This window comes from Flagellimonas rhodophyticola (assembly GCF_049332665.1).
In the GTDB taxonomy this organism is placed as follows: Bacteria; Bacteroidota; Bacteroidia; order Flavobacteriales; family Flavobacteriaceae; genus Flagellimonas.
In genome coordinates, this window is sequence record NZ_CP186326.1 from 3,381,882 (window position 1) to 3,406,676 (window position 24,795).

Below are 24,795 nucleotides of genomic sequence, written 5' to 3' on the forward strand. Positions count from 1 at the left end.
ATTTGAAAGTGAAGGCTATAAAACAATGGATTTAACAAAATAACCGCCTTTTTGTTGTATTATTTATATTTTGGACGTTTTGAAAATAACTCTATATTTAAGGACTAGGCAAGTATTTACAGTATTATTCACAACATCCTCAACAAATCATTGATAGATGGTTTTTGATTGAAATTAAATTTCAAACTATGTGAGAATTGATATTTATTATTGTTAAGCTTATATTGCCCGGATAATTAGGGAGGAAAACATCTAGAAAGACTGAAATATGACAGTGGTTGACGTAATAAATAAGTACCAAGAAAAATATGACTTGACAAAGCATGAGCATTTGGTCCTAGGTATTATTGAATCCATTGATGATGGGGTTTTAGAACGTCAAGACCAACTACCCTCAATTAATGAAATGGTAGCAGAACTTGGTTACGCCAGAAAAACAATTGTTGGGGCATATGAGGAATTAAAGAGCAGAGGACTAGTCGAGTCCAAAAAAGCCAAGGGGTACTTTATTGTTAGCAATGAAACCAAGATGGTGAGGAGAATAGCCTTGGTTCTTTATTCATTTCAACGTTTTCAAGAGGAGTTTTACAATGCTTTTCGCGGAGAACTTGGAGAACGATTCCAAATAGATGTATTTTTTCATCATAACAATTTATCAGTGTTTGAAAATACACTAATCAATATAAAAGGCAAATACGGATACTACGTTGTTGCTCCCATACCCCATCCAACGGTAAAAGCACTGTTGGAACCTTTCGATTCAAGTAAGTTGCTTATTGTTGATAGGTTTGTTCCGTTGGAGAGAAAATATTCTTTTATAAGTCAGGAGTTTGAACGTTCGACCTATAGCAAGTTGTTAAAGCTTCTTCCCAAGATACGCAAATATAAAAGATTTGTGTTGTTGGCAGAAGAAAATTCACAGCTTCCTCCTGGCATAAAACTAGGTTTTAAAAAATTCTTATCAGATTATGATGTAGAAGGAGTTATAGTATCAAAATACGATATATCTGTCTTAAAGAAGGACCACCTATATTTTGCTTCAAATGATTCCTTTTTATGGGATATATTAAAGGATTGCACAGATAAAAAATATGTCTTAGGAAAAGATGTTGGCGTTCTATCCTATGATGACCATATAATCAAAAAGTTTATATCAGGAGGAATTACCACAATATCCACTGACTTTAGTGAGATGGGCGTCCAAGCAGCACTGCACGTAAAGGACAATGGGATTACGCAACAAATTACTCCTTCTCATTTAATTGATAGAGGTTCGGTGTAGGACTGATCAATTTTTCAAAACTTACTTTTTTTACATATTTTATTGGTATAATCCTATTCTTAAAGCTCATATAATAATCATATCTCGGTTTTTTTATTATCTTTGAATTATAGCATACTATATCATAGCATTTATTCATAATAAGCGCTATTACCGAAGAGTTTTTGTTCAGATTCCAAGGATAATTTACTTCAAGAGGTAATTTAGTTATAGTTTGAGTTAGTTTAAGTTAGTTTAAATTCAGAAGTGTAAAGCCAGATAAAATTTATCTGGCTTTTCTCGACTATTATTTACTTTCTGCAATGTTACAGCAGCTAACCTTGGATGAAGTTTTATATTTTTTGTAAAAATGATTATAAGTACAATAGAAAAAAAAATAGACCCTCTAATTTTTAATATCAACAACAAAAATGGTTCTGTCAATTTAGAATTGACCACAGATGAAAACGCTTTGCAAATTTTTCGGTTTGAATATCAAAATCATGGTGGAAGTTTTCCAGAACCTGTAAGTCTTCAATGGAGAATACCCGCAGCAAAAGTTAAAGGTGTTTGGAAGCCTACTTCAGATTTTTCGAAACGCATAGAGGCAGATTGGGAACTTGGGAATCATGAATCAAGGATATCCATTGATGCCCCTGTTATTTCACTTTTTGGCAACAATGATGACAATGTACTTTGTTTTTCCTGTTCAAATGCTATTAACAGGGTGGAAATGGCTGCTAAATATAGAGAAGAAGACAACCATTTCTACTGTCAAATCATATTCTTTACAGAATGCAAATATCCTGTTGAAGAGTTTAGCGCTGACATTCGTATAGATCAACGCAAAATTCATTTTTCGAAATCTTTACAAGAAACTTCAAAATGGTGGGAAAGCTATGAAAATCTAAAGCCAACATCGGTGCCGGCAATAGCCAAAAAACCTTTGTACTCCACATGGTATCAATTTCATCAAAATCTTAATCAAGATTTACTATTTAAAGAGTGTCGCATTGCTAAAGACTTAGGGTTTGATTCTATTATTATTGATGACGGCTGGCAAACAAAAGATACAAATCGTGGGTACGATTATACCGGCGATTGGCGCCCAGAGCGATTTCCAAATATGGTAACTCTGGTTAAAGAAATACAAAACTTGGGGATGAAAGTAGGCATATGGTATTCTGTCCCATTTTGTGGTAGAAAATCTAAGGCCTACCAAAAGTTCAAGGGCAAGTTTTTAACCGAAAATCATAGATGGGCACCCGTTTTTGACCCCAGATACCCAGAAGTCAGGGATTACTTAACAGGTATTTATGTGAACGCGGTTAGAGATTGGAACCTTGATGGGCTAAAACTTGATTTTATAGATGATTTCAAAAGCTATCAAGAGACCCCTTTTGACGCTAGTAAGAATCGTGACTTTTCATCAATCAATGAAGCTGTGGATGCGTTGCTCACACAGGTTATTGTTGAAGTCAAAAAAGTAAATCCAGACATATTTATAGAATTTAGACAAAAGTATACCGGGCCAGCCATGCGTAAATATGGTAATATGCTCCGCGCTTTTGACTGCCCTGGTGATTATACAATGAATCGAGTACGAATTACGGATATAAAAATGTTATGTGGAGAAACAGCCGTGCATTCTGATATGGTTACTTGGCATTTTGATGAGACCGTACAAGATGCTGCCCTTCATTATCTAAGTACACTTTTTGGTGTACCACAAGTCTCAGTGATGTTGAACAAAGCACCAGAATCTCATTTGAATATGCTTCAATTTTACACAAGATATTGGAATGAAAATTCCGATATTTTTTGCTCCGGAAAGTTCTTGCCTTCGAGACCACTTTCCAACTATCCTGTTTTAAGAGCGAACTTAAATAACAAAGTGATTATCGGGATTTTTGAAGACCAAAATTTACAAATCAACCATAGATTCCTTGCTATTGACATTCTAAATGCCAAATCATCCAAAATGATTGTTATCAACTCAAATCTGAATTTGGGAACATACGAATACAAGACATATGACTGTGAGGGAAAGCTGATAAAAGATGACTTTATTAATATAGATGAAGGGTTGAATACCATTGAAATACCCAAGAGCGGTATGGCCCAATTAAAATCAATTTAATTCTAAACATAAAAATATGGGCCTGTTATCCATTCTTTCATTTGTAGGTTTTACCGTGTTGGTGGCCATCATAGCATGGTGGGCCACCCGAAGCACAAATGAAAAATCTGCAAATGGTTTTTTTCTTGGCGGCAGAAGTCTAGGAGCCATAACCATTGCGGGTTCATTATTGCTTACTAATCTTTCCGCAGAGCAAATTGTTGGACTCAATGGGCAGGCTTTTACAGAAGGAGTTTTGGTAATGGCATGGGAGACTTTGGCCGCTATTGCCATGATATTGACAGCCATTGTCCTGTTGCCAAAATATATGAAGAGTGGCATCACAACGATTCCCCAATTCATTGAAAATAGGTTCGACAGACAAACAAAGGCCATTCTTTCCATACTTTTCCTATTCGCTTATGGGCTTGTATTGCTGCCTACAATTCTTTATTCAGGTTCTCTGGCCTTTAGTTCTATGTTCGACCTTCCCAATCTATTGGGACTTAGCCAAAACGCTACCATATGGGTATGTGTTTGGAGTATTGGAATAATTGGCTCCATATATGCAATTTTTGGTGGCTTAAAGGCAGTTGCTGTTTCAGATTTGATCAATGCAATAGGTTTACTCATAGGGGGTATCCTAATTCCCTATTTTGGATTGAAATTGATTGGCGATGACAGTATCGGGGATGGGTTAAGTATTCTATGGGAAAATCATCCTGAAAAATTCAACTTAAAAGGAGAGGTGGATGCTTCCATTCCATTTGGTACCATCTTTACAGGAATGATTTTGGCACAAATGTATTATTGGGGAACCAATCAATCCATACTACAGCGTGTATTCGGGGCTAAGAGCTTAGCTGAAGGCCAAAAGGGCGTAATATTGGCGGCATTGGTAAAATTTTTGATTCCAATAATAGTAGTATTGCCAGGTGTTATAGCATGGCATGTTTTTAAAGGAGATCTCGCTAATGCCGACTTGGCATATCCCGAATTGGTGAGGAAAGTTATGCCTCCTTCGTTATTAGGTTTTTTTGCAGCGGTTTTATTTGGCGCAGTATTAAGCTCCTTTAACAGTCTGCTGAACAGTAGTGCGACCTTATTCGGTTTTGATTTGTATCGATATTTTTTCAAAAAAAATGCAACCGATGAACAAACAGTAAAAGCAGGAAAAAGATTTGGGCTTGGGTTAGCTATTATATCCCTATGTATCGCTCCTTTTATTGCCTCTGCACCAGATGGCTTATTTGCATACATACAAGAATCATTGGGAAGTTTAAGTGTCCCCATTTTTGCAGTTGTGGTGGTGGGTATCTATACAAAAAAAGTGCCCGCTCTTGGAGCTAAGATTGTTCTTACTGCTGGAGTTGTGATGTATCTGATAAGTCAGTTCGTCATTGGTCCAATCGTGGTAGATATTGCACTTACCGAAGCAGCTATCAATGGTATTTCGGACCCCAAAGAATTAAATATTATTAAAGCCAATGCCTATCCACATTTCTTACATGTTATGGGCATATTATTTGTAATTAATATAGGCATAATGTTAATGGTTGGTAAGTTAATTCCGAGAACCACAATAATGCAAGAAGTGGTCACGGATGAAATTGATACCACACCATGGAAGTACGCACTCATAACAGGTGCCGTTATAACAGCGATGGTACTTGGTACATATTTCATCTTTTAATAACGGAATATTGCCGAATCTTTGAAAAGAGTTCAAATATGAACAGTTCGTATATAATTGCCTTAGATCAGGGCACAACAAGCTCAAGAGCACTTTTGGTCAACGCCGAAGGCAAAATTGAGGGGATGGTACAGCAAGAATTTCAACAAATCTTTCCAAAACCTGGATGGGTAGAGCATGATCCCAAGGAAATCCTTGAATCCCAGTTGGCTGTTTTTAAAGAATTGATTGACAGGTATCGTGTTTCATTTTCTGATATCAAGGCCATAGGAATCACAAATCAGCGAGAAACGGCCATAGTTTGGGATAAAAACACGGGAGAACCTGTTTATAATGCAATTGTTTGGCAAGATAAACGGACCGCTGATATATGTGAGGAAATGAAAAAAAATGGTTTGACTGAGCACGTGCGTCGAACCACAGGGTTGGTAATCGATTCATATTTTACCGGGACCAAGGTGAAATGGATTCTTGATAATGTGGAAGGGGCCAGGGAAAAAGCTGAAAAAGGACAATTGTTAATGGGTACCGTAGATTCTTGGTTGGTTTGGAACATGACAAACAAAAAAAAACATGTCACAGATTATACCAACGCCTCGAGAACCCTTATATATGACATTGTTAATCTTACATGGGATAATAGATTGTTGGAAGCACTTAATATTCCCAAAAGCATGTTACCCAAGGTAAAACCTTCTTCCTCTCATTTTGGAGATTATGAAACCGATGGGGTAAAAATTCCAATTGCCGGAATTGCTGGCGACCAGCAAGCTGCATTATTTGGACAAGCATGTTTTAAGCCAGGCACTGCAAAGAATACCTATGGTACCGGGTGCTTTATGTTAATGAATACCGGTGAAACCCCTCAGTTTTCAAAAAATGGACTATTGACCACCATAGCATATGGATTGAATGGAAAAGTCCATTATGCCTTGGAAGGGAGCATTTTTATAGCTGGGGCAGCCGTACAATGGTTGAGGGATGGCCTTCAACTTATCAGTAATGCAAAAGAAACAGATGAATTGGCCGATACAATAGAAGGGGAGAATCCGGTTTATCTGGTCCCGGCATTTGCCGGTTTGGGAGCTCCTTATTGGGACATGTATGCACGTGGGGCTATTTTTGGACTTACTCGTGATACAGGGAAAGCCCATTTGGCAAAGGCTACTTTAGAATCATTGGCCTATCAAACCAAAGATATTCTTATGGCCATGGAAAATGATTCTGGTATTCAATTGAAAAACCTACGTGTAGATGGAGGTGCCTGTGCCAACAATCATTTGATGCAATTTCAAGCTGATATTTTGGATACTGAGGTACATCGACCAGAGGTAATAGAGTCTACAGCTATGGGAGCAGCACTTTTAGCAGGTATTCAAGTTGGGTTGTGGAAGCAAGAATTTGTTGAGCAAAATAGGCCAATTGAACGAATATTTAGCCCCATGTTTGATGATACAAAACGGAAGCGTCTTTATAAAACATGGAAGAAAGCTATAGAACGTACCATGGGCTGGACTCTTGAAACCTAACTAGCTAAATAGAAAGTGTTGCTGGAATTCTCTGTCAAAAATCGAAAACATAGTATAAACAGTCTATCTACCGAAGTATTTGATGTACTGGTCATTGGTGGAGGAATAACGGGGGCTGGAATAATACTGGATGCTGCCTCAAGGGGATTGAAAGTAGCATTGATAGAAAAATTAGACTTCGCCTCAGGTACCAGTAGCAAATCAACAAAGCTAATTCATGGAGGCTTGAGATATCTTAAGCAAATGGATTTTAGCCTGGTAAAGGAAGTAGGTTCTGAAAGAGCAACCGTCCATAAACTTGCACCGCATTTAGTTGTTCCTGAAAAAATGTTGTTGCCTTTAATTAAAAAAGGTTCGTATGGCAAACTAATGACTTCATTGGGATTAAAAGTATATGATGTTCTAGCCAATGTCAAAGGTGATGATAGAAGGAAAATTTTGACAAAGAAAGAGGCGCTTAACCTAGAACCTCTTCTTCCAGAGGATATTTTGAAAGGGGCTGGTTACTATGCTGAATACAGAACGGATGATGCCCGTTTGACCATAGAGGTCATTAAAACCGGGATAAAGTATGGTGCTTTAGCATTGAACTACCTAAAAGTAAAGGACTTGGTCTATAAAGAAGGAAATATAAGTGGAGTAGAGGTAATTGATGTGCTGACAGGTAAAGGATTTAATGTGCAGTCCAATTTTGTTGTTAACGCTGCTGGGCCATGGGTCGATACAATACGTGATCAAGATAAATCAAGGAAAGGTAAAAAGTTACTTTTGACAAAAGGAGTACACCTTGTTGTTCCAAAGGAAAAATTACCCATTAAGCAATCTATTTATTTTGATATTCCTGATGGTAGAATGATGTTTGCTGTACCAAGAGGTAAAGTCACCTATTTTGGCACTACGGACACAAAATATATAGATTCAAAAGATAAGGTAGTCGCATCAACTGAAGATGTAGATTATCTGGTTTCTGCCGTTAATCAAATGTTTCCAACCATTGAATTACAAGCAAGTGATATTATCTCTTCATGGGCAGGTTTAAGACCTTTAATTCATCAAGAAGGAAAATCAGAGTCGGAAGTTTCTAGAAAAGATGAAGTTTTTATGTCCAATAGTGGCCTTATCAGTATAGCTGGAGGAAAACTTACAGGATATCGAAAAATGTCGGAGCGGGTTGTTGATCTTTTGGCAAACAAAATGAGAGAGAGATATGGTTCAGCGGTAGGGGGTTGTACTACAAATAAAATTTTACTTTGTGGCAATGGATTCAAGGACTACAATGATGTACTGACCTATATCGAACAGCTATATCAGAAAATTAAGGTTTATGGACTTGACTATTATGAAGCGTGGTATCTTGTAACCACATATGGAAAACAAAGTGAAGAAATACTAGAGAGATTTAACGCTTTTAACGATGAGAACCTATCATATAAAATGTGTAAGGCAGAGTTACATTTTGCTGTTAAAAAAGAAATGGTTACAACACCATTGGACTTTTTTATAAGGAGGACTGGACGTCTGTACTTTGATATTGGGAGTGTCCACGAACATAGAGATGCTATTTTTAAAGAATTTGGAATAATTACCAAAACATCCCAAGATCAATTGGAAATCTGGAATCTGGAACTAAATGAGGTATTGGAAGACCATTCAAATTTTGATAATAAAAGGGGACAGAGGAAGAATAAATCAGGATAAGCTTGTGAGTTAGCTAAATAAGGCCTCTCAACTTCTTCTAGATCCAAAAGAAACCATCTCTTCAATTGCCGAACAAGTCGGGTGTTCGCATGCTAATAACTTTTCCGCAGCTTTTAAGTGGAAGTATAAATTGACACCGATGGACTATAGAATCAAAAGCTCCAAGACCTAGATTTAATCTGAAAGTAGAGGTGTAATTATTATTCTATAGTTCAGTTGATTGTTTTTCCCTAGGGAATTCTCCAAATCACATCCATCAAATGAATGTAGAACTCCGGAAATGAGAAAGAAATGATTTTCAGCTTGGAGACACTTTCAACTTAAAAATCCATCAAATTCAATCAGCCAGAATACTTAATAGTATCTCCAATTGCCGAGGAAACTGTTCCAAAGGGATATCTTTTCTGTAGACAAATATGTTTGGTGAGAGCTTTTAGAAGCATTTCTGTATCGTATGGTTTAACAATAGCATCGTCTACACCGCAGTAGGACAATTTTTCGTGAATACCATCATAAATGGTCGCTGTTAGCGCTATAATCGGCACCACCTTATTAAAGGTCCTTATTTCTTTACTGGCATCAAAACCATTCATGCGTGGCATGTTAATATCCATCAGAACAGCATCAAAAGCGTGTTCCTTGACCTTTTCAATGGCCTCTACACCATCATTGGCCACGGCATACTGAATTTCATATTGCGCAAGTACTTTTTGGGTTACCAATTGGTTGATTTTGTTATCATCTACTATCAAGATATGTTTTCCTTTCAGCGCATCTGAATTCGGTAAGACTACTGCACTCTGCACATGCTCCATAGAGCTTTCTTTAAGTTGAAGTAAAAAACTAAACGTAGTTCCAACACCCTCAGCACTCTTAAATTGAAGCTTGCTGTCCAGAATGTGCAATATTTTGTTTACAATAGGAAGCCCAAGACCTGTGCCACCTTGACTGTTGTCGGTCTTCACCTGTGTGAACTCATCAAAAATCTTATTCTGCTCGTCCAATGGAATACCTTTACCCGAGTCCTCTATAGAAAATAAAATTCCGATTGTATCATTATTCTTGTTATCAAGTTTCATTGAAATCGAAATGTCCCCGTCCTCAGTAAACTTACTTGCATTGCTTATCAGATTCATGAGTACTTGGGACAATTTCATCTTGTCTCCCAAAAGCACTTCTGGAATTCTTGAATCTATATCAACCTGCACGGAGTTGTTATTTTTCTGATTATTAAACTCAAAGGATTGAACAATATTCTGAATCAAATTGTTCAATATAAAATGATCGTTCTGAAGTTTTCTGCCCTCCTCCGATTCAAACTTGTTTATATGCAACACATCGTTCACTAGGGCGAGCAGATAATCCGCTGAAAATTTTAATGACTTTATTTCTTCAAGACTCTCGTCATCCAGCTTATCATTTTTCATTAATACGGACGATAATCCAATAATACCGTAAAGCGGTGTTCGCAATTCATGACTTATGGTCGACAAAAACCTAGTATTGCTGCGAGCAAGCTGCTCAGACACTTCTTTAGCGCCCAAGTATTGATGGTTTTTCTTCCTCAAATCTGATAGTAGGTGATTCCGTTTGTATCCTGCAAATAACAAAACACCAATAAGCAACGCTAGCACTCCTCCTAAAATCGCTGAAAAAATAAAGAGCAGCTTGTTTTTGGAGGCCTTCTGCTGCGAAAGTTCACCAGCTAACTGGGTCTCCCTCAACTCTTGCTTATATTTTTCCAAATTGAACTTTGAATTGGCTATTTGCTGTTGACGTATTTTCTCAGACTCATAACGCTTGTCTTTTAAAGAATCATAGGGTATCCTTATGTCACTGAGCTCTTTATACTTTCCTGTTTTGCCATAAGCGTCCAATAGTACCTTATATGCATTTATAACATAATTTTCATCAAGTAGCCCTTCTCCATCAGAAAGTGCCTTATGCGAATTTGAAATAGCGGCATCGTAACGATTTTCCAGAAGATCAATGGCACCTTGAATGTGATAACCGGTAGCGGTATACTCCTCCTTTGCAGGAGCAAGGGAAGGGAGAGACAACAACGATTGCGATTCATCGAGATAATATTGGGCCTTTTTGGGTTTTTTAATCCCAACATAGAGTTCAGCAAGATTATTGTGTAGGATGAAACTCGCTCTGTCACTAAAATTGATTTCAGCCTGGTTTCTTTCAGCTTTCAGATATTCCGTTCCCTTTTCAAAGTATTTTATAGCTTTTTCAGGTTCTTTAAAAATAAACGTATTTCCCAAATTGATGTAAGCACTTAAAATACTAAAGGTATCTTTCTTTTTCTTAGCCCTATTTAATGATTGATTGAACAAGTTATACGCATTTTCATGTTCATCAAATTGGATAAAGGCATTTCCTAAAGCAGATATTAGTCGCTCTTCTGTTCGTGGCGCATTTATTTGAACCGCATTCTGAATAAGCCCTGGTGCGTGTTCTATAATTTTCTCATAGTTTGCATTGTAAAACTCCTTTCGCAGTTCCAGAAGTAAACTATCCAATTCTTTCTTATTATACGTAACTGGGGGTTCTGACGAATCTTCAGGTAAAGACTCATTTTGCGCAAAAACGGTGGTATTCAATAAAAGGAAAGTCGTGATACTGAGAAAAACAGACTTCATTCAGGTTGATTTGGGTTGATGGGGTGCAAGCAGGTCCAATAACCGACTTAGCCTCCAGCATTATCTGGTTTTAAATAAGCAACGCATTGAATTTCAATTTATTGTAAGAAATTACTCAACAGATGTAATTTCAGCACACAATTCGTTCAACTGCTTTAAAATGACATAAAAAACTCATCAAACATATTTCCTGCAATCCATCCGGTCGGAGGGGATTTATGGCGATTACCTTATCAAACCAGAATAAATTCCATGAGTATTGTGATATCCGAATTCAATATCTTTGGCATGAATTGAGATTTGGTTACATACGAATACTAAAATTATATGGAACGTATCATCAAAAATATTGCATTAGTAGTCGGGATTCTTTTTATCGGTGGCAACCTGCATATGAAGGCGCAGGACACAACAACTCCCAAAAAGGTTATCTTAATAATCGGTGACGGTATGGGGCTCACACAAATTTCTTCATTATATGAACTGGGAAAACTTGGGCACTCAAATTTTGAGCGCTTTCAACACATTGGACTGTTAAAAAACAATGCATCCAGCCATCGTATTACGGATTCGGCTGCAGGGGCTACAGCCTACGCAAGCGGGGTAAAAACCTATAATGGGGCCATAGGAGTGAATAGCGACTCTGTATCGGTTAAAACCATTGTTGAAATTTTACCCGACCAAAACTGGAATACAGGTCTTATAGCTACCAGTTCAATTACCCATGCAACTCCGGCATCTTTTTTTTCGCATGTTAAGTTACGGAGTCAACAAGATGAAATCGCCAGTCAAATGCACAGTTCCAATATCGACTTTTTCGCCGGAGGAGGAATACGCTTTTTCGAAAATCGCCCTGACAAACTCAACTATAGCGATAGTTTGCGCTTAAAAGGGTTTGATATTTCGTATAGTTTGGGTGCACAGAAAATTGATGGAAACAAAAAATTAGGTTTTCTATTGGCTGATGAAGGGCTTCCCAAAATATTGGAGCAAAGGGGGAGTTTTTTAACCGATGCGACTGAAATGGCTATGGAGTATCTTCAAAAAGATGATAAAAACTTCTTCCTGATGGTTGAAGGTTCGCAAATTGATTGGGGTGGACATGAAAATGATGCCGAATATATCATTACAGAAATGCTAGATTTCAATCAAACCTTAGGCGCTGTTCTTGATTATGCCGAAAAAGACGGTAACACTTTAGTTTTGGTTACTGCCGATCATGAAACTGGCGGATTCGCATTGTCTTCCAATCAAGACAATTATAATGAGGTCAAAGGTACCTTTTCAACTGGTGGGCACACAGCGACCATGATACCGATATTTGCTTATGGTCCAGGCAGTGAAGAGTTTACCGGTATTTACGAAAATTACAATGTGTTTCATAAAATCATGGGCATCCTAAACTTGTAACTGAAGATTTACCTTTCTATCAATCTGCAGAATTGCTTCCTCTTAGGGAATCAATAATCGCTTGAGTTTGCTTCAGTTCTTGAGTAAGTCTCTCATTTTCCTGAATATACTGTGAACGAACTTGTTCCAGTTTTCTTTCAAATTCATCGGCAGGAACATACTCTGGCTTTAGCAAGGTGTTATAAATCAAACTAAAAAGCGTAAAAACAAAGCTTATTCCAATTGCCGAAATCAGAATAATCAGTAATGTCTTTTCTCTTTTATTTTTTGGGGAGGTACTTTTTAGTAACTGCGTGTCTTCTTGGGCTTGCTTATTTGATGCCAACTGATTTAACAGGGCATCCCATTTTTCCTCTTCTTTTACGTGCATGTCCTTAAACCCACCAGTATTCAAAAATTGTTGGGTTTTTGATGTGGACGCCATCATAAAAATTTCAACGCCGTTACCGCCCATAATATCCAACAAACTAGAGTCATACTCTTGGATTTCCCGAATCAGTTTTCCAACAAAATCAAGATTGTAATTTGGACTGAGGAATTCATCGTAAAGGGTTTTTATCTCAAAATAGTCCCTACGTTGCAATGCGTATTTTAAAAAACGGTCTTTTAATTCAGCCTTGAAAAATTCGCCCATTTTCTTGCTTAGAAAATTAAGTATTTGGTTTGATTGTATTCAATTGCAAAGTTACTTCAATTGAAGTATGCATTCACATTTTGAAATAGCGAATTTAAGAGGTTAGATTATCTCAGCATTAAGTCCTGCATCCAATAATTTAGAACATCTCGGTTTAAGATCTGAGTATTCCCCGGTCTTAACCGTGCATTTCCCATTATAGTGAACAATTAAAGAGCATTGTTCCGCTTGTTCTGGACTATGGTCGCAAACCTTGACCAAGGTATTGATAACATGATCGAATGTATTTACATCGTCATTGAACAGCACAATTTCATTCTGTTTTACAACCTCCTCCTCTACTAGTACCTCTTCCGATAATTTCTCCTGAGCGCCCATGATAATTGAATAAATCAATTCTAATTTACATATTTTGCCGAAACCCAATTGTTCTTTTCCAACTTTTTTGCAAATTTTAGCCCGTATTGCTCACATTTTGAAGAAATTATATCCAAATCTTGGGTATAAAACCCGCTCAAAAAGATTGCTCCTTCAGAATTTAGACATTTAGTATAGATAGGAATGTCATCCAACAAGATATTCCTGTTGATATTGGCAAGTATCACATCATATTTCTTATTGTTTATCAAACTGCTATCACCTTGATAAACCTCGATTTTAATGCAATTGTTTCGCTCTACATTCTCTTTGGAATTCAGAAAACACCATTCGTCAATATCAATGGCATCCAATGCTTCTGCTCCCCTCATTTCCGCTAAAATTGCCAAAACTCCAGTGCCACAGCCCATATCAAGCACTGATTTGCCTTCGAAATCAGCATTGAGAATGTGTTCCAACATCATATGCGTAGTTTCATGATGACCAGTACCAAAACTCATTTTAGGTTCTATTACAATGTCATATGCAACATTGATGGGATCATGGAAAGGTGCACGCACCACACATTGGTCTCCAACAGTAATGGGATGGAAATTCTTTTCCCATTCTGCATTCCAATTCTGTTGTTCAATTTCCTTGACAGTCCAACCAACTTCTATATCCTGATCTTGAAGGACATAAAGATTCTTCAAAGCGTTCTCCTTCCACTCAGATTTTAGCACATAGGCCAATAAACCTGTATCTGTTTCAACAAAACTTTCAAAACCAGCCTCACCAAGCTCGGCAATCAAAATATCAGTCGTGGGTTGTAAAGGAGAAATAGTGAACGTATACTCAAGATATATCACATTTATAACTTTTAAATGGCTTTGATGATGGCTATAAAATCATCAGCCATTAAGGAAGCTCCTCCTATAAGACCTCCGTCTACATCAGGCTTGGAGAAAATATCCGAAGCATTGCCTGGCTTCACACTTCCACCATATAAAATAGAAACATTCTCAGCTACGACACCGTTATACGCTTCGGCAATAGTTTTTCTAATAAAAGCATGCATTTCTTGAGCCTGTTCAGGACTAGCAGTTTCTCCAGTACCAATGGCCCAAACAGGTTCGTAGGCCAAAACAATCTTATTCCATGCTGAAGCATCCAAATCGAAAAGGGCATTTTTCAGTTGGTTTTCAACCACATTGAAATGGTTTCCTGATTTTCTATCTTCCAATTCCTCCCCAAAGCAGAAAATAACAGTCATTTCTTTGTCCAAAGCAGTTTTTACTTTCTTAGAAAGTAGGTCATCAGCTTCTCCGAAAATTGAACGTCGCTCAGAGTGCCCAAGGATAACCGTGTCTACATGGATATTCAATAGCATATCTGCAGAAATTTCACCGGTATAAGCTCCATTTTCCGCGAAGTGCATGTTTTGGGCCGCCACTTTAATTGTGGATGACTGCAAACTCCTTTGTGCTTGAGCCAAATTAACGAAGGTGGGTGCCACAACTACCTCAGCATGGGTGTCAGGAAGCTTTGCAGAAAGCTCAGATAAAAGCGCCTCTGTTTCTTCAAGATTCTTGTTCATTTTCCAGTTTCCTGCAACTATTTGGGTTCTCATGATTTTGGTTTCTTAGTTATTTATGTTTAAAATTTCAATTCGTCAAGGTCGTTAAAATGGACTTTCTGTAAAATAGTACCCCTTTCTAAGACCAGTACCGCTGGGTTCGAACGCACTATGGTCTTCAGGGTAGTTTCATCTGTAAAGTAAAAATCAAAGTCCAGACCATATTCTTTTCTAATTTTGCTGGCCATTTCATTGCTTGAAGCTGACATGCCAATAACTTTATATCCTTTGTTTTTGGCTTTGGAAGTTACCGAAGCAACTTCTGAAAACACATTGTAATTGCTCTTCGCCAAGTCGTATGCAATCACCATGACCAATCTATTTTCTTCCAACAGAAAGGAAGCCATGTCCTCACCATTTTTTTCAATGGTAAAATCATGAATTGGCGGTTCGTATGCTTTTTGAATTTCCGTGGTTTCCACCCCGATAAATTCACCTTCTACTGAAGGATATTCACCATGGGTCACTACAATTTTTTCTTGGCCGTTCACATCGAATTTCCAGGCATATTCACTTATGGATTTAGGTGCATCTTCAGGAACACTCATGCCTTCCTGAATATTCGCCCCAATTTTGTATGGTCTAAAGTCTACCGAAGGTAGATGCTTAAGCACATGGTTGGCAAATAAAGCACAGGCCAATAGAGATACTCCGGTAACAATCCAATTGGTTTTTGCATTGAACAATGGAGTGATATACTTTTTCCCAAAAACCAGTACAAGAATCAACACCAATAAGATTATATCTTTTGTAAATGATTCCCAAGGTGTAAGTTTTACCGCATCTCCAAAACATCCACAATCTGTTACTTTATTGAAATAGGCCGAGTAAAAGGTTAATATTGTAAACATAACTATCATTGCCAAAAGACTCCAAATAGTAAGTTTGGGCTTAAAACCAACTAATAACATTATTCCTAGTATTACTTCAGCAATAACTAAAAGGATGGCAATAGCTAGTGCAAATGGCATAAAAATTGGCCAATCAAATACTCCTTGGCTGAAGTATTCTTCCAATTTAAATGAAAATCCAACAGGGTCATTTAGTTTTATAAGTCCGCTTATGATAAATAAAACCCCAACAAAAATCCTAGAAATCCAAACCAAATATTTCATCATTCCTCATTTAAATGAATCAAAGCAAAAACCGCATAATTTACCATGTCCTGATAATTGGCATCAATGCCTTCACTTACCAAAGTGGCTCCTTGGTTATCTTCAATCTGTTTTACCCGCAATAGTTTTTGAAGAATCAAATCGGTCAAAGAGCTAACCCGCATATCGCGCCACGCCTCTCCATAGTCATGATTCTTATTTTCCATGAGTTCTTTGGTGATTGAAACTTCTTTGTCATACAAAGCCACAGCTTCTTTTGCGGAAAGATCTGGCTGTTCCACGACACCTTTTTTCAATTGAATCAATGCCATTATGGAATAGTTGATGATTCCAATGAACTCAGATCGCTCTCCTTCGTCCACCTTACGCACTTCATTTTCTTGCAAACTTCGAATGCGTTGGGCCTTGATAAAAATCTGGTCGGTCAATGAAGGGAGTCGAAGTATCCGCCAAGCGGTGCCATAGTCTTTGGCTTTCTTTTGAAATAGTTCCCGGCAGGTGTTGATCACCGCATCATATTGTTGGGAGGTGTGCTGCATGTATTCTGGCTAATTTGCGTAAATTTCGTCCAAACTATGGTGCCCTAAACACCGTGCCAAAGATAATGAAACGCATCAAAGCAAATATTCTTTATGACCATAAACTGTAAAGGAACCCTTATTGATCTTACTACACCTAAAGTGATGGGTATTTTGAACCTTACACCCGACTCTTTTTATGACGGTGGAAGGTACAAAGACGAGCAAAACATTCTTCAGCAAGTGGAAAAAATGTTTTCAGAAGGCGCCTCCTTTATTGATATGGGCGCATACAGTTCAAGGCCGGGAGCGGAACATGTCCCTGAAGATGAGGAATTAAAGCGTTTGCTTCCCATAGTAGAGTTGATTCTTAAGAATTTCCCAGAAACATTGATTTCCATTGATACATTTCGAAGCAAAGTAGCCTCAGAGTGTTTACAACGGGGAGCTGCAATGATCAATGATATTTCCGCTGGAAATTTGGATGCAGAGATGTTCTCCACGGTATCCAAATATCAAGTTCCTTATATTATGATGCATTTGAAAGGGACACCTCAGTCCATGCAAAAAAAAGCCATTTATGATGATTTGATCAAGGACCTCCGATTTTATTTTTCCAAGAAAATTGACCAAGCTGCCCAACTTAAAATCAATGATGTGATCATAGACCCTGGCTTTGGTTTTGCGAAGACAACGGAGCAGAATTATACCTTGTTGAATCATCTTGATCTTTTTAAAACTTTTGAAGTTCCACTATTAATTGGTCTTAGCCGAAAATCGATGATTTATAAGATTCTAGAATCATCAGCAATCGAAGCTTTGAACGGCACAACGGCCTTGCATTCCATTGCCTTATTGAAAGGTGCCAATATTTTAAGGGTACATGACGTTAAAGAAGCAGGAGAGTGTGTAATGCTCATTGAAGCATTGAAAGCCAACACCCTCTAATTTTTGGTTCTTCTATTTTTGCTAATTTTACAAAAACACCGCGGTTGGATTTTCTGAATTTTCTTGAATTTAAAATCACTGATGTCATTGACATTGTCCTTGTGGCCGCATTACTCTACTATATTTATAAACTGGTAAAGGGCACAGTTGCCATCAATATTTTTATCGGAATTGTAATTGTCTGGGCACTTTGGAAATTGACGGAGTTAATACAGATGAAAATGATAAGCAGTATGGTCGGAGGTTTTATGAACATTGGATTGATTGCATTGATCATCGTATTTCAACAAGAAATTCGAAAGTTTCTTTTGATGATAGGTTCCACAAACTTTGCCTCTAAACGAAGTTTCATCCGACATTTTAAATTTTTAAGGCAAGAGGCCTTGCCCGGCGACACTAATGTTGAGGCTGTTGTAGCGGCCTGTGAAAAAATGAGCTCTACAAAGACTGGGGCCATTATTGTCATAGAGCGCACCAATTCCCTCGACTTTGTTAAGATAACTGGGGATAGCATGAATATTGAGATTACTCAACCCATTTTGGAAAGCATCTTTTTCAAAAATAGCCCCTTACATGATGGAGCAGCGATTATTCAAGATAATTATATAACCGCTACCCGAGTTATTTTACCCGTTTCCAATGATCGGAATATTCCCTTACGTTTTGGATTGCGTCACCGTGCTGCCGTGGGGATTACCGAAAAAACTGATGCAATTTGTTTGGTGGTCAGTGAGGAGACAGGGTCTATTTCCTATATTAAGGATGGAGAATTTGCACCATTCAAAGGTCTGGAGGAGTTAACCCAATTTTTGAGAAAAGATTTGGAGTAAGAATGAACTGTAAAAACTGCGAAGCTAACCTAAGATCCGATTTCGGTTATTGTCCCTCATGTGGAGGCAAGGTAATACGCAATCGTTTGACGCTTAAAAATGTATTTCAAGACGTCAGCTTTCAGATTTTCAATTTAGATAATACCTTCTTAAAAACTTTTCGGCATTTATTTTCCCAGCCGGCCGAAGTGGTAAACAGTTATATTGCGGGAACACGCAAAAGATACATGAATCCAATAAGCTATTTCGCAATAGCTGTCACCTTGTCTGGAATCATGTTTTTTGTTCTCAGGAACCTCTACCAATTAAACCTTACCGACAGCAGCTTTACGGACAAGCAACCGACCAATATGGAATTTGTTTTCGATTATCAAGGGTTGCTGTCCTATTTAATAATGCCGATTTATGCGTTAATAACTTGGCTTTTATTTATAGATCAGAAAAAACTCAATTATACCGAACACCTTGTTACAAATGCATATATCACCGGGCAAACCTCATTTGTTCAAGTGCTGGTTTGTATTCCTCTTTTCGGTTTGTTCGATATAAAGTATGATATCTTCAATTGGGCATATTTATTGGTCATTGTAATTTACCAATTCTATGTTTTACAAAAGATTCACGAAACCAAATTTCTTAGCACATTTTTCCGAGGTCTGGCTTATCTTTTTTTCTTGGTTATTGTAATGGTGGCCATGGGAGCATTGATTGTTACCTTGATGCTGGTAACCGGCCAAATGACCCTTGAAGATTTTAGACCTAAATAACAATTTCTAGGTCTTCCAGCTCGGTTCGAATTGGAATGTTTTTCATCTTCCAAAGAAAATCATAATTAACATTTTTTTGCTTTCAACATTCAATACATTTGGTTTAAAACAACAAACCATGATAAAATCCGCCATCCTATTTCTGTGCTTTGGATTTTCTGTAATATTCCATGCCAATTCCCAATCCTTAAAAGATTCCACGGATATTAAGCAAGTGGCATTGGATTATATAGAATCCCAACATAATCTGAAACCAGATCAATTTGAGCGGGCCGCCCACCCGAGAATGGTAAAAAGAACGTTCTGGACAAACAAGACAACTCAAAAAGAGTATTTAAGGGAAACTTTTACCGATGCAATGGTTTTGCTGGCCGAAACCTATAATATGAAAGGTGATAAATTCCCGGAACGTCCAAAGAAAGATGTGGTCATACTTGACATTTACGACAAAACTGCTTCAGTAAAATTGATTGCTGATGACTGGATTGACTACATGCATATTGTCAAATTAAATGGGAAATGGCAAATTGTAAATGTACTATGGCAGTTTAACGATTCTAGCGTCCACTAAATCAATGCAAATCAATATTTATGCTACTTCTTCGGCCAAAAATTGAGCTTCATATAAGTCGTTATAGTAACCGCCTTTTTTAAGTAATTCTTTGTGGGTGCCCATCTCAACAATCTTACCGGCATCCATCACAATGATTTTGTCCGCTTTTTGGATAGTGGCCAATCGGTGTGCTATTATAATTGAAGTTCTTCCTTCCGTGATTTTATCTGTTGCCTGTTGAATCAATTGCTCGGAATATGTATCCACAGAAGAAGTAGCCTCGTCCAAAATCAAAATACTTGGGTTGCTCACATAAGCCCTTAAAAATGCTAACAATTGGCGTTGGCCGCTTGATAGCATGCTTCCTCGTTCCTTAACATTATATTGATATCCTCCCGGCAAACTGGAAATAAACTCATGCACTCCAATTTGTTTGGCAGCGGCTTCTATATCAGCCACGGTAACATCGTCATCACGTAGTGATATATTATTTGCTATGGAGTCTGCAAACAAAAATACATCCTGCAATACAATTGCTATATGGGAACGTAATGATTGCAAAGAATACTCTTTAATATTATGACCATCAACCAAAATATCCCCTGATTGGATTTCATAAAAACGATTCAATAAATTGATAATTGTAGATTTTCCAGCCCCCGTTGCACCAACAATGGCAACCGTTTCTCCCGCTTTTACATCAAACGAAATACCGTGTAGTACTTCTTCATTCTCGACATAGCCAAATCTAACATCTTTGAACCCAATGTCCCCTTTGACATCCGCTCTTTCCAAGGTTCCATTGTCTGCAATTTGACTATCCGTATCCAAAATTTTGAACACTCGGTTAGCTGCCACCATGCCCATCTGAAGGGTATTGAACTTATCAGCAATCTGACGCAAGGGACGGAACAAAAGATCCATCAGAAAGAAAAAAGCAAAAATGGATCCTTTGGTATCCAAGCTAATATTATCAATGTTTTGGATGATTCCAAAGTACACCACCAAACCTATTCCTACGGAATTGGAGATTTCGGCAATCGGAAAAAAGATGGAGTTATACCAAACCGTTTTTAACCAAGCATTTTGATGTTTTTCGTTGATTTTCCGGAATTTCTCCTTTTCTATCTGCTCACGATTAAAGAGCTGTACGATTTTCATTCCAGCTATTCGTTCCTGAACAAATGAATTTAGATTGGATACCTGAGCCCGAACTTCAATAAATGCAACTTTCATTGCTTGTTGAAAAAGTCGGGTAGCAATCAGAATTATGGGTAGAATTGCGAAGACTATCAAAGCCAATTTCCAATTCATATATAGCATTACACCTGCAGCGCAGAGCATTTTTAACAAATCCGCAACGATAACAAAAAAACCTTGGCTGAATATTTCCCCTATTCGCTGCATATCGGCCACTGCTCTTGTCACCAGTACACCAATAGAAGATTTATCAAAATAGGTCATTTTAAAACCCATCATCTTTTGAAAAAGTCGGATTCGAATATCCTTGATGACAGATTCCCCCAGAAGGTTTGCGAAGTAATTGAAAGAGAGTTGGCAAATGACCTGCCCAAGAAGAGCGCCCAGCATAACCAATACAACAATCAACAACTGCTCACTATCTTTATTGGTAAGGGGTTCATCAATAATGAATTTGACTAAAATAGGGGTCAACACCGCAAAAACAGCTGACAGAATAGCTACAATCGCCACCACCCAAAAGGTGGTTCGGTAAGGTTTGGTATGAGCAAATATGCGTTGGAACAGCCCAAAATCAAATGCTTTACCTATTTCATCTTTATTGCTCATTGAATATTCTTTTTGGGTAAGAGACCTTTGTCAAATATAATCCTTTTGCCGGCACTGAGACGCCAGCTTTTCCCCTGTCTTTGCTTTCTAAAATGGTCTTGATTTCTTCAGGTTTCATTTTTCTCATCCCAACATCCAATAGGGTACCTACAACTGCTCGGACCATGTTGCGCAGAAATCGGTCCGCCCCAATGGTAAAAACCAATTTTTCTTCTTTCTTTTCCCAAAATGCCTGCCTAACATCACATAAAAAGGTCTTTACATCTGTGTTGGATTTGGAAAAACACTCAAAATCTTTATGGTCCAATAAGTACTGTGCAGATTGATTCATCGCCTCAACATCCAATGGATGTTTTACATAATGGGCAAAATCAGTATAAAATGGATTCTTCTCTTGAATCATCCAATATTCATAGGTCCGTTCCGAAGCATCAAAGCGCGCATGGGCATCCGATTTGACCGGTGTAATTTTCTGCACCGTTATATCCTCGGGTAAAAATGCATTCAGTCTATATGTTAGCTCTTCTGAATTTTCAAAGTCATCAGAATCAAAATGCGCATACATCTCTTTTGCGTGCACCCCAGCATCGGTCCTCCCTGCTCCTACCAAATCAATCTCTTTACGTACCAGGGTTGAAAGTGCTTTTTCCAGCACTTCTTGAACGGTAATTGCGTTAGGTTGGTTTTGCCAGCCGTGATAGGCTTTTCCGAAATAAGAAAATTGGATAAAATATCTCAATTGGATCCCTTACTTTTAAGTTGATAAAGATACTTTAATCCCATCCAATAGAAATCTTACGATAAATTTTTAGCATATTTTTAGCGTTATGACCAAAATCTTACTGCTTTCGGACACACATGGGCATATGGACGATTCTATTTTAAAGTATGCCAAACAAGCTGATGAAATTTGGCATGCTGGAGACGTTGGAAATCTTGCGGTGACCGACAAGTTAAAAGCTGCAAAACCACTTCGTGGGGTTTTCGGTAATATTGATGATCACATCATACAACGTGAGTTTCCGGAGCACAACCGTTTTTTATGCGAAGGAGTTGATGTTTGGATTACCCATATTGGCGGTTATCCTGAGAAATACAATGTGAGAGTGCGGGATGAAATTAAAAGAAACCCCCCAAAACTATTCATTTGTGGACACTCCCATATATTGAAGGTAATGAATGATAGAAAACTGAACCTGCTACATATGAATCCCGGTGCCTGTGGCAAACATGGTTTTCATAGGGTGCGGACCATGCTTCGCTTTATCATAGATGGAACAAACATATCGAATTTAGAAGTAATTGAATTAGGAAAGAATTAAATGAAGAATTGTCTTTTTATCGCCTTAATACTCCTTTTTGCATGCGGCAAGCAGGGCAAGCAGAAAAAATTATCCCAAGTATCCGAAGAGGTGCAAAGCAATGTTGCACTTTATATTTTAGGGACGGTACAAGATGCTGGGAGTCCTCATATTGATTGCCAGAAAGAATGTTGCTCGGCTTTATTTGAACATCCAGACACGGGTCGCAAAGTAGTTTCATTAGGAGTGGTAGATCATGAGAATGGAAAATCGTTTCTTTTTGAGGCCACCCCGGACATGTCTGCTCAACTACGATTGCTAAAAGGTTTTTCGGGGAAAAATACCGATATCCCTGACGGAATTTTTTTGACGCATGCCCATATGGGTCATTACACTGGATTGATGTATTTGGGAAGAGAGGCCAAAGGGGCTAACCAAGTCCCGGTTTATGCAATGCCCAAAATGAAGTCTTTTTTGGAAACCAATGGTCCTTGGGACCAGTTGGTAACCCTAAACAATATTGTGCTTTCAGAAATTCAGGATCAAACATCTCTAAAACTGACATCCAATATTTCAGTTGTACCCATGATCGTGCCGCATAGGGATGAGTATTCGGAAACAGTCGGTTATAAAATTGTTGGCCCGAATAAGTCTATTCTTTTTATCCCTGACATTGATAAGTGGCACAAATGGGAAAGGAGTATTGTGAAAGAAATCGAGAAAGTAGATTTAGCCTTTTTAGATGCTTCCTTTTTTAACGAAAAAGAAATTAACAACAGGGATATTTCCGAAATACCACATCCGTTTGTAATTGAAAGCATGAAACTTTTTGATGAACTCCCCGCCAAAGAAAAAGCTAAAGTTCATTTTATTCATTTTAACCATACCAATCCGCTACTAAACCCAAAAAGTACCGAATCCCGTTTAGTGCAAATACAGGGTTTTAACGTTGCAAAATTCCAGCAAAAGTTTGGGCTTTAAATATTTTAAGTATTCGTAAGAATCATCCGGGACTCCCGTCTAAGAAACCAAACAATCTTAAAAACAAATGAAAACGATTAATTTAAAATTTCTTGCCATCGCTGTAGTGCTGTTCGTGGTCTCCTGTGGATCCAAGGACAAAAAAGCGCAGGCAGATGAGCAAAATTTGGTTGAGACAGTGGTTCAAGAGCCCGTTTATGACACAACAAACCCTGAAACCATTTTAGCAGCCATTGAGCATTCTCATGGAGGATGGAACGACCTTTGGAAAAAAGGTGATGTAGAGTACACATATACCTATCATTCTCCAGCCAATGATAAAAAGGATGTATCCGTTGAACGTTACATCTTTAGTTCCGAAGCTTCTTATGGGAAATACTCCCAGCATGAAATCAATGTAATGCCTGAAACAGAAGGTGAAGTGGTTCAATATTTTAATGGAAACGAAACCGTGGTTCTTGTCAATGGGGAGAAGACAGACGACCCCCAAGGTAATGCAGTGGGCGAATTTCTAAGAAAAGCCAATCATTTTTGGTTTGTTATGCCCTATAAATTAAATGATGGTGGAACCATTACCACTTATCAAGGGCAAGAAGAATACAATGGCACTACCTATGACAAACTTCATGTGACATATGACCCAGAAGTCACAGGTAAGGAGCAAAATGACATTTATATTCTTTATGTAAACCCAGAGACCAAATTGATTGATCGGTTTTATTTTTCCCTACCTTTTTTAGGGGTGAATGAACCAGTAATCATTGCAAATTATGACTATGAGGATATTGATGGACAATTGGTTTCTGCGAAACGCACTTACTTTTTGCCAAGTGAAGAAGGTTATTCGGAAGACCCGAGTATAATTCAGACGCTTACCAATATAAAATTCGGAAACGGTTTTACAGAGGAAACGTTAATGCAATAAGCATATATACCATATTACAAAAATAAAAGCCCCGGCATTGCCGGGGCTTTTCGCACTAATACT

At 37.9% G+C, this 24,795-nt stretch carries 22 protein-coding genes and 1 pseudogene; 14 read left to right on the forward strand and 9 right to left on the reverse strand.

Going from position 1 to position 24,795, the window contains the following annotated elements; all coding sequences use genetic code 11:
- Positions 1-268: 268 nt before the first annotated feature.
- The 6 genes and pseudogenes from ACOKFG_RS15160 to ACOKFG_RS15185 form a co-directional block, all read left to right on the forward strand.
- Positions 269-1,282 carry a GntR family transcriptional regulator gene (locus tag ACOKFG_RS15160; RefSeq protein ID WP_298791082.1) on the forward strand — a complete coding sequence of 338 codons (1,014 nt, stop codon included), beginning with the start codon at positions 269-271 and terminating at the stop codon, positions 1,280-1,282.
- Between the two features lie 349 nt (positions 1,283-1,631).
- The gene (locus ACOKFG_RS15165; protein ID WP_299486168.1) at positions 1,632-3,401 is read left to right on the forward strand and encodes a glycoside hydrolase family 36 protein; all 1,770 of its coding nucleotides are present in this window, start codon (positions 1,632-1,634) and stop codon (positions 3,399-3,401) included.
- A gap of 16 nt (positions 3,402-3,417) precedes the next feature.
- On the forward strand, positions 3,418-5,073 hold the full coding sequence (locus tag ACOKFG_RS15170; protein WP_422861543.1) for a solute:sodium symporter family transporter: 1,656 nt from the start codon (positions 3,418-3,420) through the stop codon (positions 5,071-5,073).
- 38 nt (positions 5,074-5,111) lie between these two features.
- Entirely contained in the window at positions 5,112-6,602 is a 1,491-nt protein-coding gene (gene glpK, locus ACOKFG_RS15175; RefSeq protein ID WP_298791088.1) for a glycerol kinase GlpK, read from the forward strand.
- An 18-nt stretch (positions 6,603-6,620) separates the two neighbouring features.
- Positions 6,621-8,300: a glycerol-3-phosphate dehydrogenase/oxidase gene (locus ACOKFG_RS15180; RefSeq protein ID WP_313809740.1), complete on the forward strand. Its 1,680-nt coding sequence runs from the start codon at positions 6,621-6,623 to the stop codon at positions 8,298-8,300.
- A 25-nt stretch (positions 8,301-8,325) separates the two neighbouring features.
- Positions 8,326-8,472 (forward strand): annotated as a pseudogene (locus tag ACOKFG_RS15185) (helix-turn-helix domain-containing protein); the annotation flags it as partial.
- A gap of 169 nt (positions 8,473-8,641) precedes the next feature.
- Here ACOKFG_RS15185 and ACOKFG_RS15190 read toward each other — a convergent pair.
- Positions 8,642-10,948 carry a response regulator gene (locus ACOKFG_RS15190; RefSeq protein ID WP_422861545.1) on the reverse strand — a complete coding sequence of 769 codons (2,307 nt, stop codon included), beginning with the start codon at positions 10,946-10,948 and terminating at the stop codon, positions 8,642-8,644.
- Positions 10,949-11,275: 327 nt separating this feature from the next.
- Here ACOKFG_RS15190 and ACOKFG_RS15195 point away from each other — a divergent pair, with 327 nt between their 5' ends.
- A complete protein-coding gene (locus ACOKFG_RS15195; protein ID WP_422861546.1) occupies positions 11,276-12,358 on the forward strand; it encodes an alkaline phosphatase in 1,083 nt (360 codons plus the stop codon).
- A gap of 19 nt (positions 12,359-12,377) precedes the next feature.
- On the opposite strand, the gene ACOKFG_RS15200 is transcribed toward ACOKFG_RS15195, so the two are convergent.
- The 6 genes from ACOKFG_RS15200 to ACOKFG_RS15225 form a co-directional block, all read right to left on the reverse strand.
- A complete protein-coding gene (locus ACOKFG_RS15200; protein ID WP_422861547.1) occupies positions 12,378-12,992 on the reverse strand; it encodes a hypothetical protein in 615 nt (204 codons plus the stop codon).
- Between the two features lie 102 nt (positions 12,993-13,094).
- Complete coding sequence (locus ACOKFG_RS15205) at positions 13,095-13,370, reverse strand: ATP-dependent Clp protease adaptor ClpS (RefSeq protein WP_298791645.1); 276 nt, start codon at positions 13,368-13,370, stop codon at positions 13,095-13,097.
- Positions 13,371-13,390: 20 nt separating this feature from the next.
- Complete coding sequence (gene prmA / locus ACOKFG_RS15210; protein WP_422862195.1) at positions 13,391-14,224, reverse strand: 50S ribosomal protein L11 methyltransferase; 834 nt, start codon at positions 14,222-14,224, stop codon at positions 13,391-13,393.
- A 5-nt stretch (positions 14,225-14,229) separates the two neighbouring features.
- Positions 14,230-14,979 carry a triose-phosphate isomerase gene (gene tpiA, locus ACOKFG_RS15215; RefSeq protein WP_299486173.1) on the reverse strand — a complete coding sequence of 250 codons (750 nt, stop codon included), beginning with the start codon at positions 14,977-14,979 and terminating at the stop codon, positions 14,230-14,232.
- 26 nt (positions 14,980-15,005) lie between these two features.
- Complete coding sequence (locus tag ACOKFG_RS15220) at positions 15,006-16,100, reverse strand: BT_3928 family protein (protein ID WP_422862196.1); 1,095 nt, start codon at positions 16,098-16,100, stop codon at positions 15,006-15,008.
- Entirely contained in the window at positions 16,100-16,639 is a 540-nt protein-coding gene (locus ACOKFG_RS15225) for a DUF1599 domain-containing protein (protein WP_298791101.1), read from the reverse strand. Before ACOKFG_RS15225 ends, ACOKFG_RS15220 begins: the two co-directional genes overlap by 1 nt.
- A gap of 93 nt (positions 16,640-16,732) precedes the next feature.
- Here ACOKFG_RS15225 and folP point away from each other — a divergent pair, with 93 nt between their 5' ends.
- From folP to ACOKFG_RS15245, 4 genes are all read left to right on the forward strand, one after another.
- Positions 16,733-17,566: a dihydropteroate synthase gene (gene folP, locus ACOKFG_RS15230; RefSeq protein ID WP_422861548.1), complete on the forward strand. Its 834-nt coding sequence runs from the start codon at positions 16,733-16,735 to the stop codon at positions 17,564-17,566.
- A 44-nt stretch (positions 17,567-17,610) separates the two neighbouring features.
- On the forward strand, positions 17,611-18,396 hold the full coding sequence (gene cdaA, locus ACOKFG_RS15235; RefSeq protein ID WP_298791105.1) for a diadenylate cyclase CdaA: 786 nt from the start codon (positions 17,611-17,613) through the stop codon (positions 18,394-18,396).
- Between the two features lie 2 nt (positions 18,397-18,398).
- Entirely contained in the window at positions 18,399-19,163 is a 765-nt protein-coding gene (locus ACOKFG_RS15240) for a DUF3667 domain-containing protein (RefSeq protein ID WP_299174605.1), read from the forward strand.
- A 118-nt stretch (positions 19,164-19,281) separates the two neighbouring features.
- The gene (locus ACOKFG_RS15245) at positions 19,282-19,734 is read left to right on the forward strand and encodes a nuclear transport factor 2 family protein (protein WP_299486176.1); all 453 of its coding nucleotides are present in this window, start codon (positions 19,282-19,284) and stop codon (positions 19,732-19,734) included.
- 18 nt (positions 19,735-19,752) lie between these two features.
- Here the strand turns inward: ACOKFG_RS15245 and ACOKFG_RS15250 are convergent, their stop codons facing one another.
- Both ACOKFG_RS15250 and truA read right to left on the reverse strand, forming a co-directional pair.
- The gene (locus ACOKFG_RS15250; protein ID WP_422861549.1) at positions 19,753-21,525 is read right to left on the reverse strand and encodes an ABC transporter ATP-binding protein; all 1,773 of its coding nucleotides are present in this window, start codon (positions 21,523-21,525) and stop codon (positions 19,753-19,755) included.
- The gene (gene truA, locus ACOKFG_RS15255) at positions 21,515-22,264 is read right to left on the reverse strand and encodes a tRNA pseudouridine(38-40) synthase TruA (protein WP_422861550.1); all 750 of its coding nucleotides are present in this window, start codon (positions 22,262-22,264) and stop codon (positions 21,515-21,517) included. Before truA ends, ACOKFG_RS15250 begins: the two co-directional genes overlap by 11 nt.
- A gap of 88 nt (positions 22,265-22,352) precedes the next feature.
- Here truA and ACOKFG_RS15260 point away from each other — a divergent pair, with 88 nt between their 5' ends.
- From ACOKFG_RS15260 to ACOKFG_RS15270, 3 genes are all read left to right on the forward strand, one after another.
- On the forward strand, positions 22,353-22,847 hold the full coding sequence (locus ACOKFG_RS15260) for a metallophosphoesterase family protein (protein WP_422861551.1): 495 nt from the start codon (positions 22,353-22,355) through the stop codon (positions 22,845-22,847).
- Positions 22,848-23,807: an MBL fold metallo-hydrolase gene (locus ACOKFG_RS15265; RefSeq protein WP_422861552.1), complete on the forward strand. Its 960-nt coding sequence runs from the start codon at positions 22,848-22,850 to the stop codon at positions 23,805-23,807. It begins immediately after the preceding gene.
- 67 nt (positions 23,808-23,874) lie between these two features.
- Positions 23,875-24,732, forward strand: a complete 858-nt coding sequence (locus ACOKFG_RS15270) for a DUF6503 family protein (protein WP_422861553.1) — start codon at positions 23,875-23,877, stop codon at positions 24,730-24,732.
- The last annotated feature ends 63 nt before the right edge of the window (positions 24,733-24,795 follow it).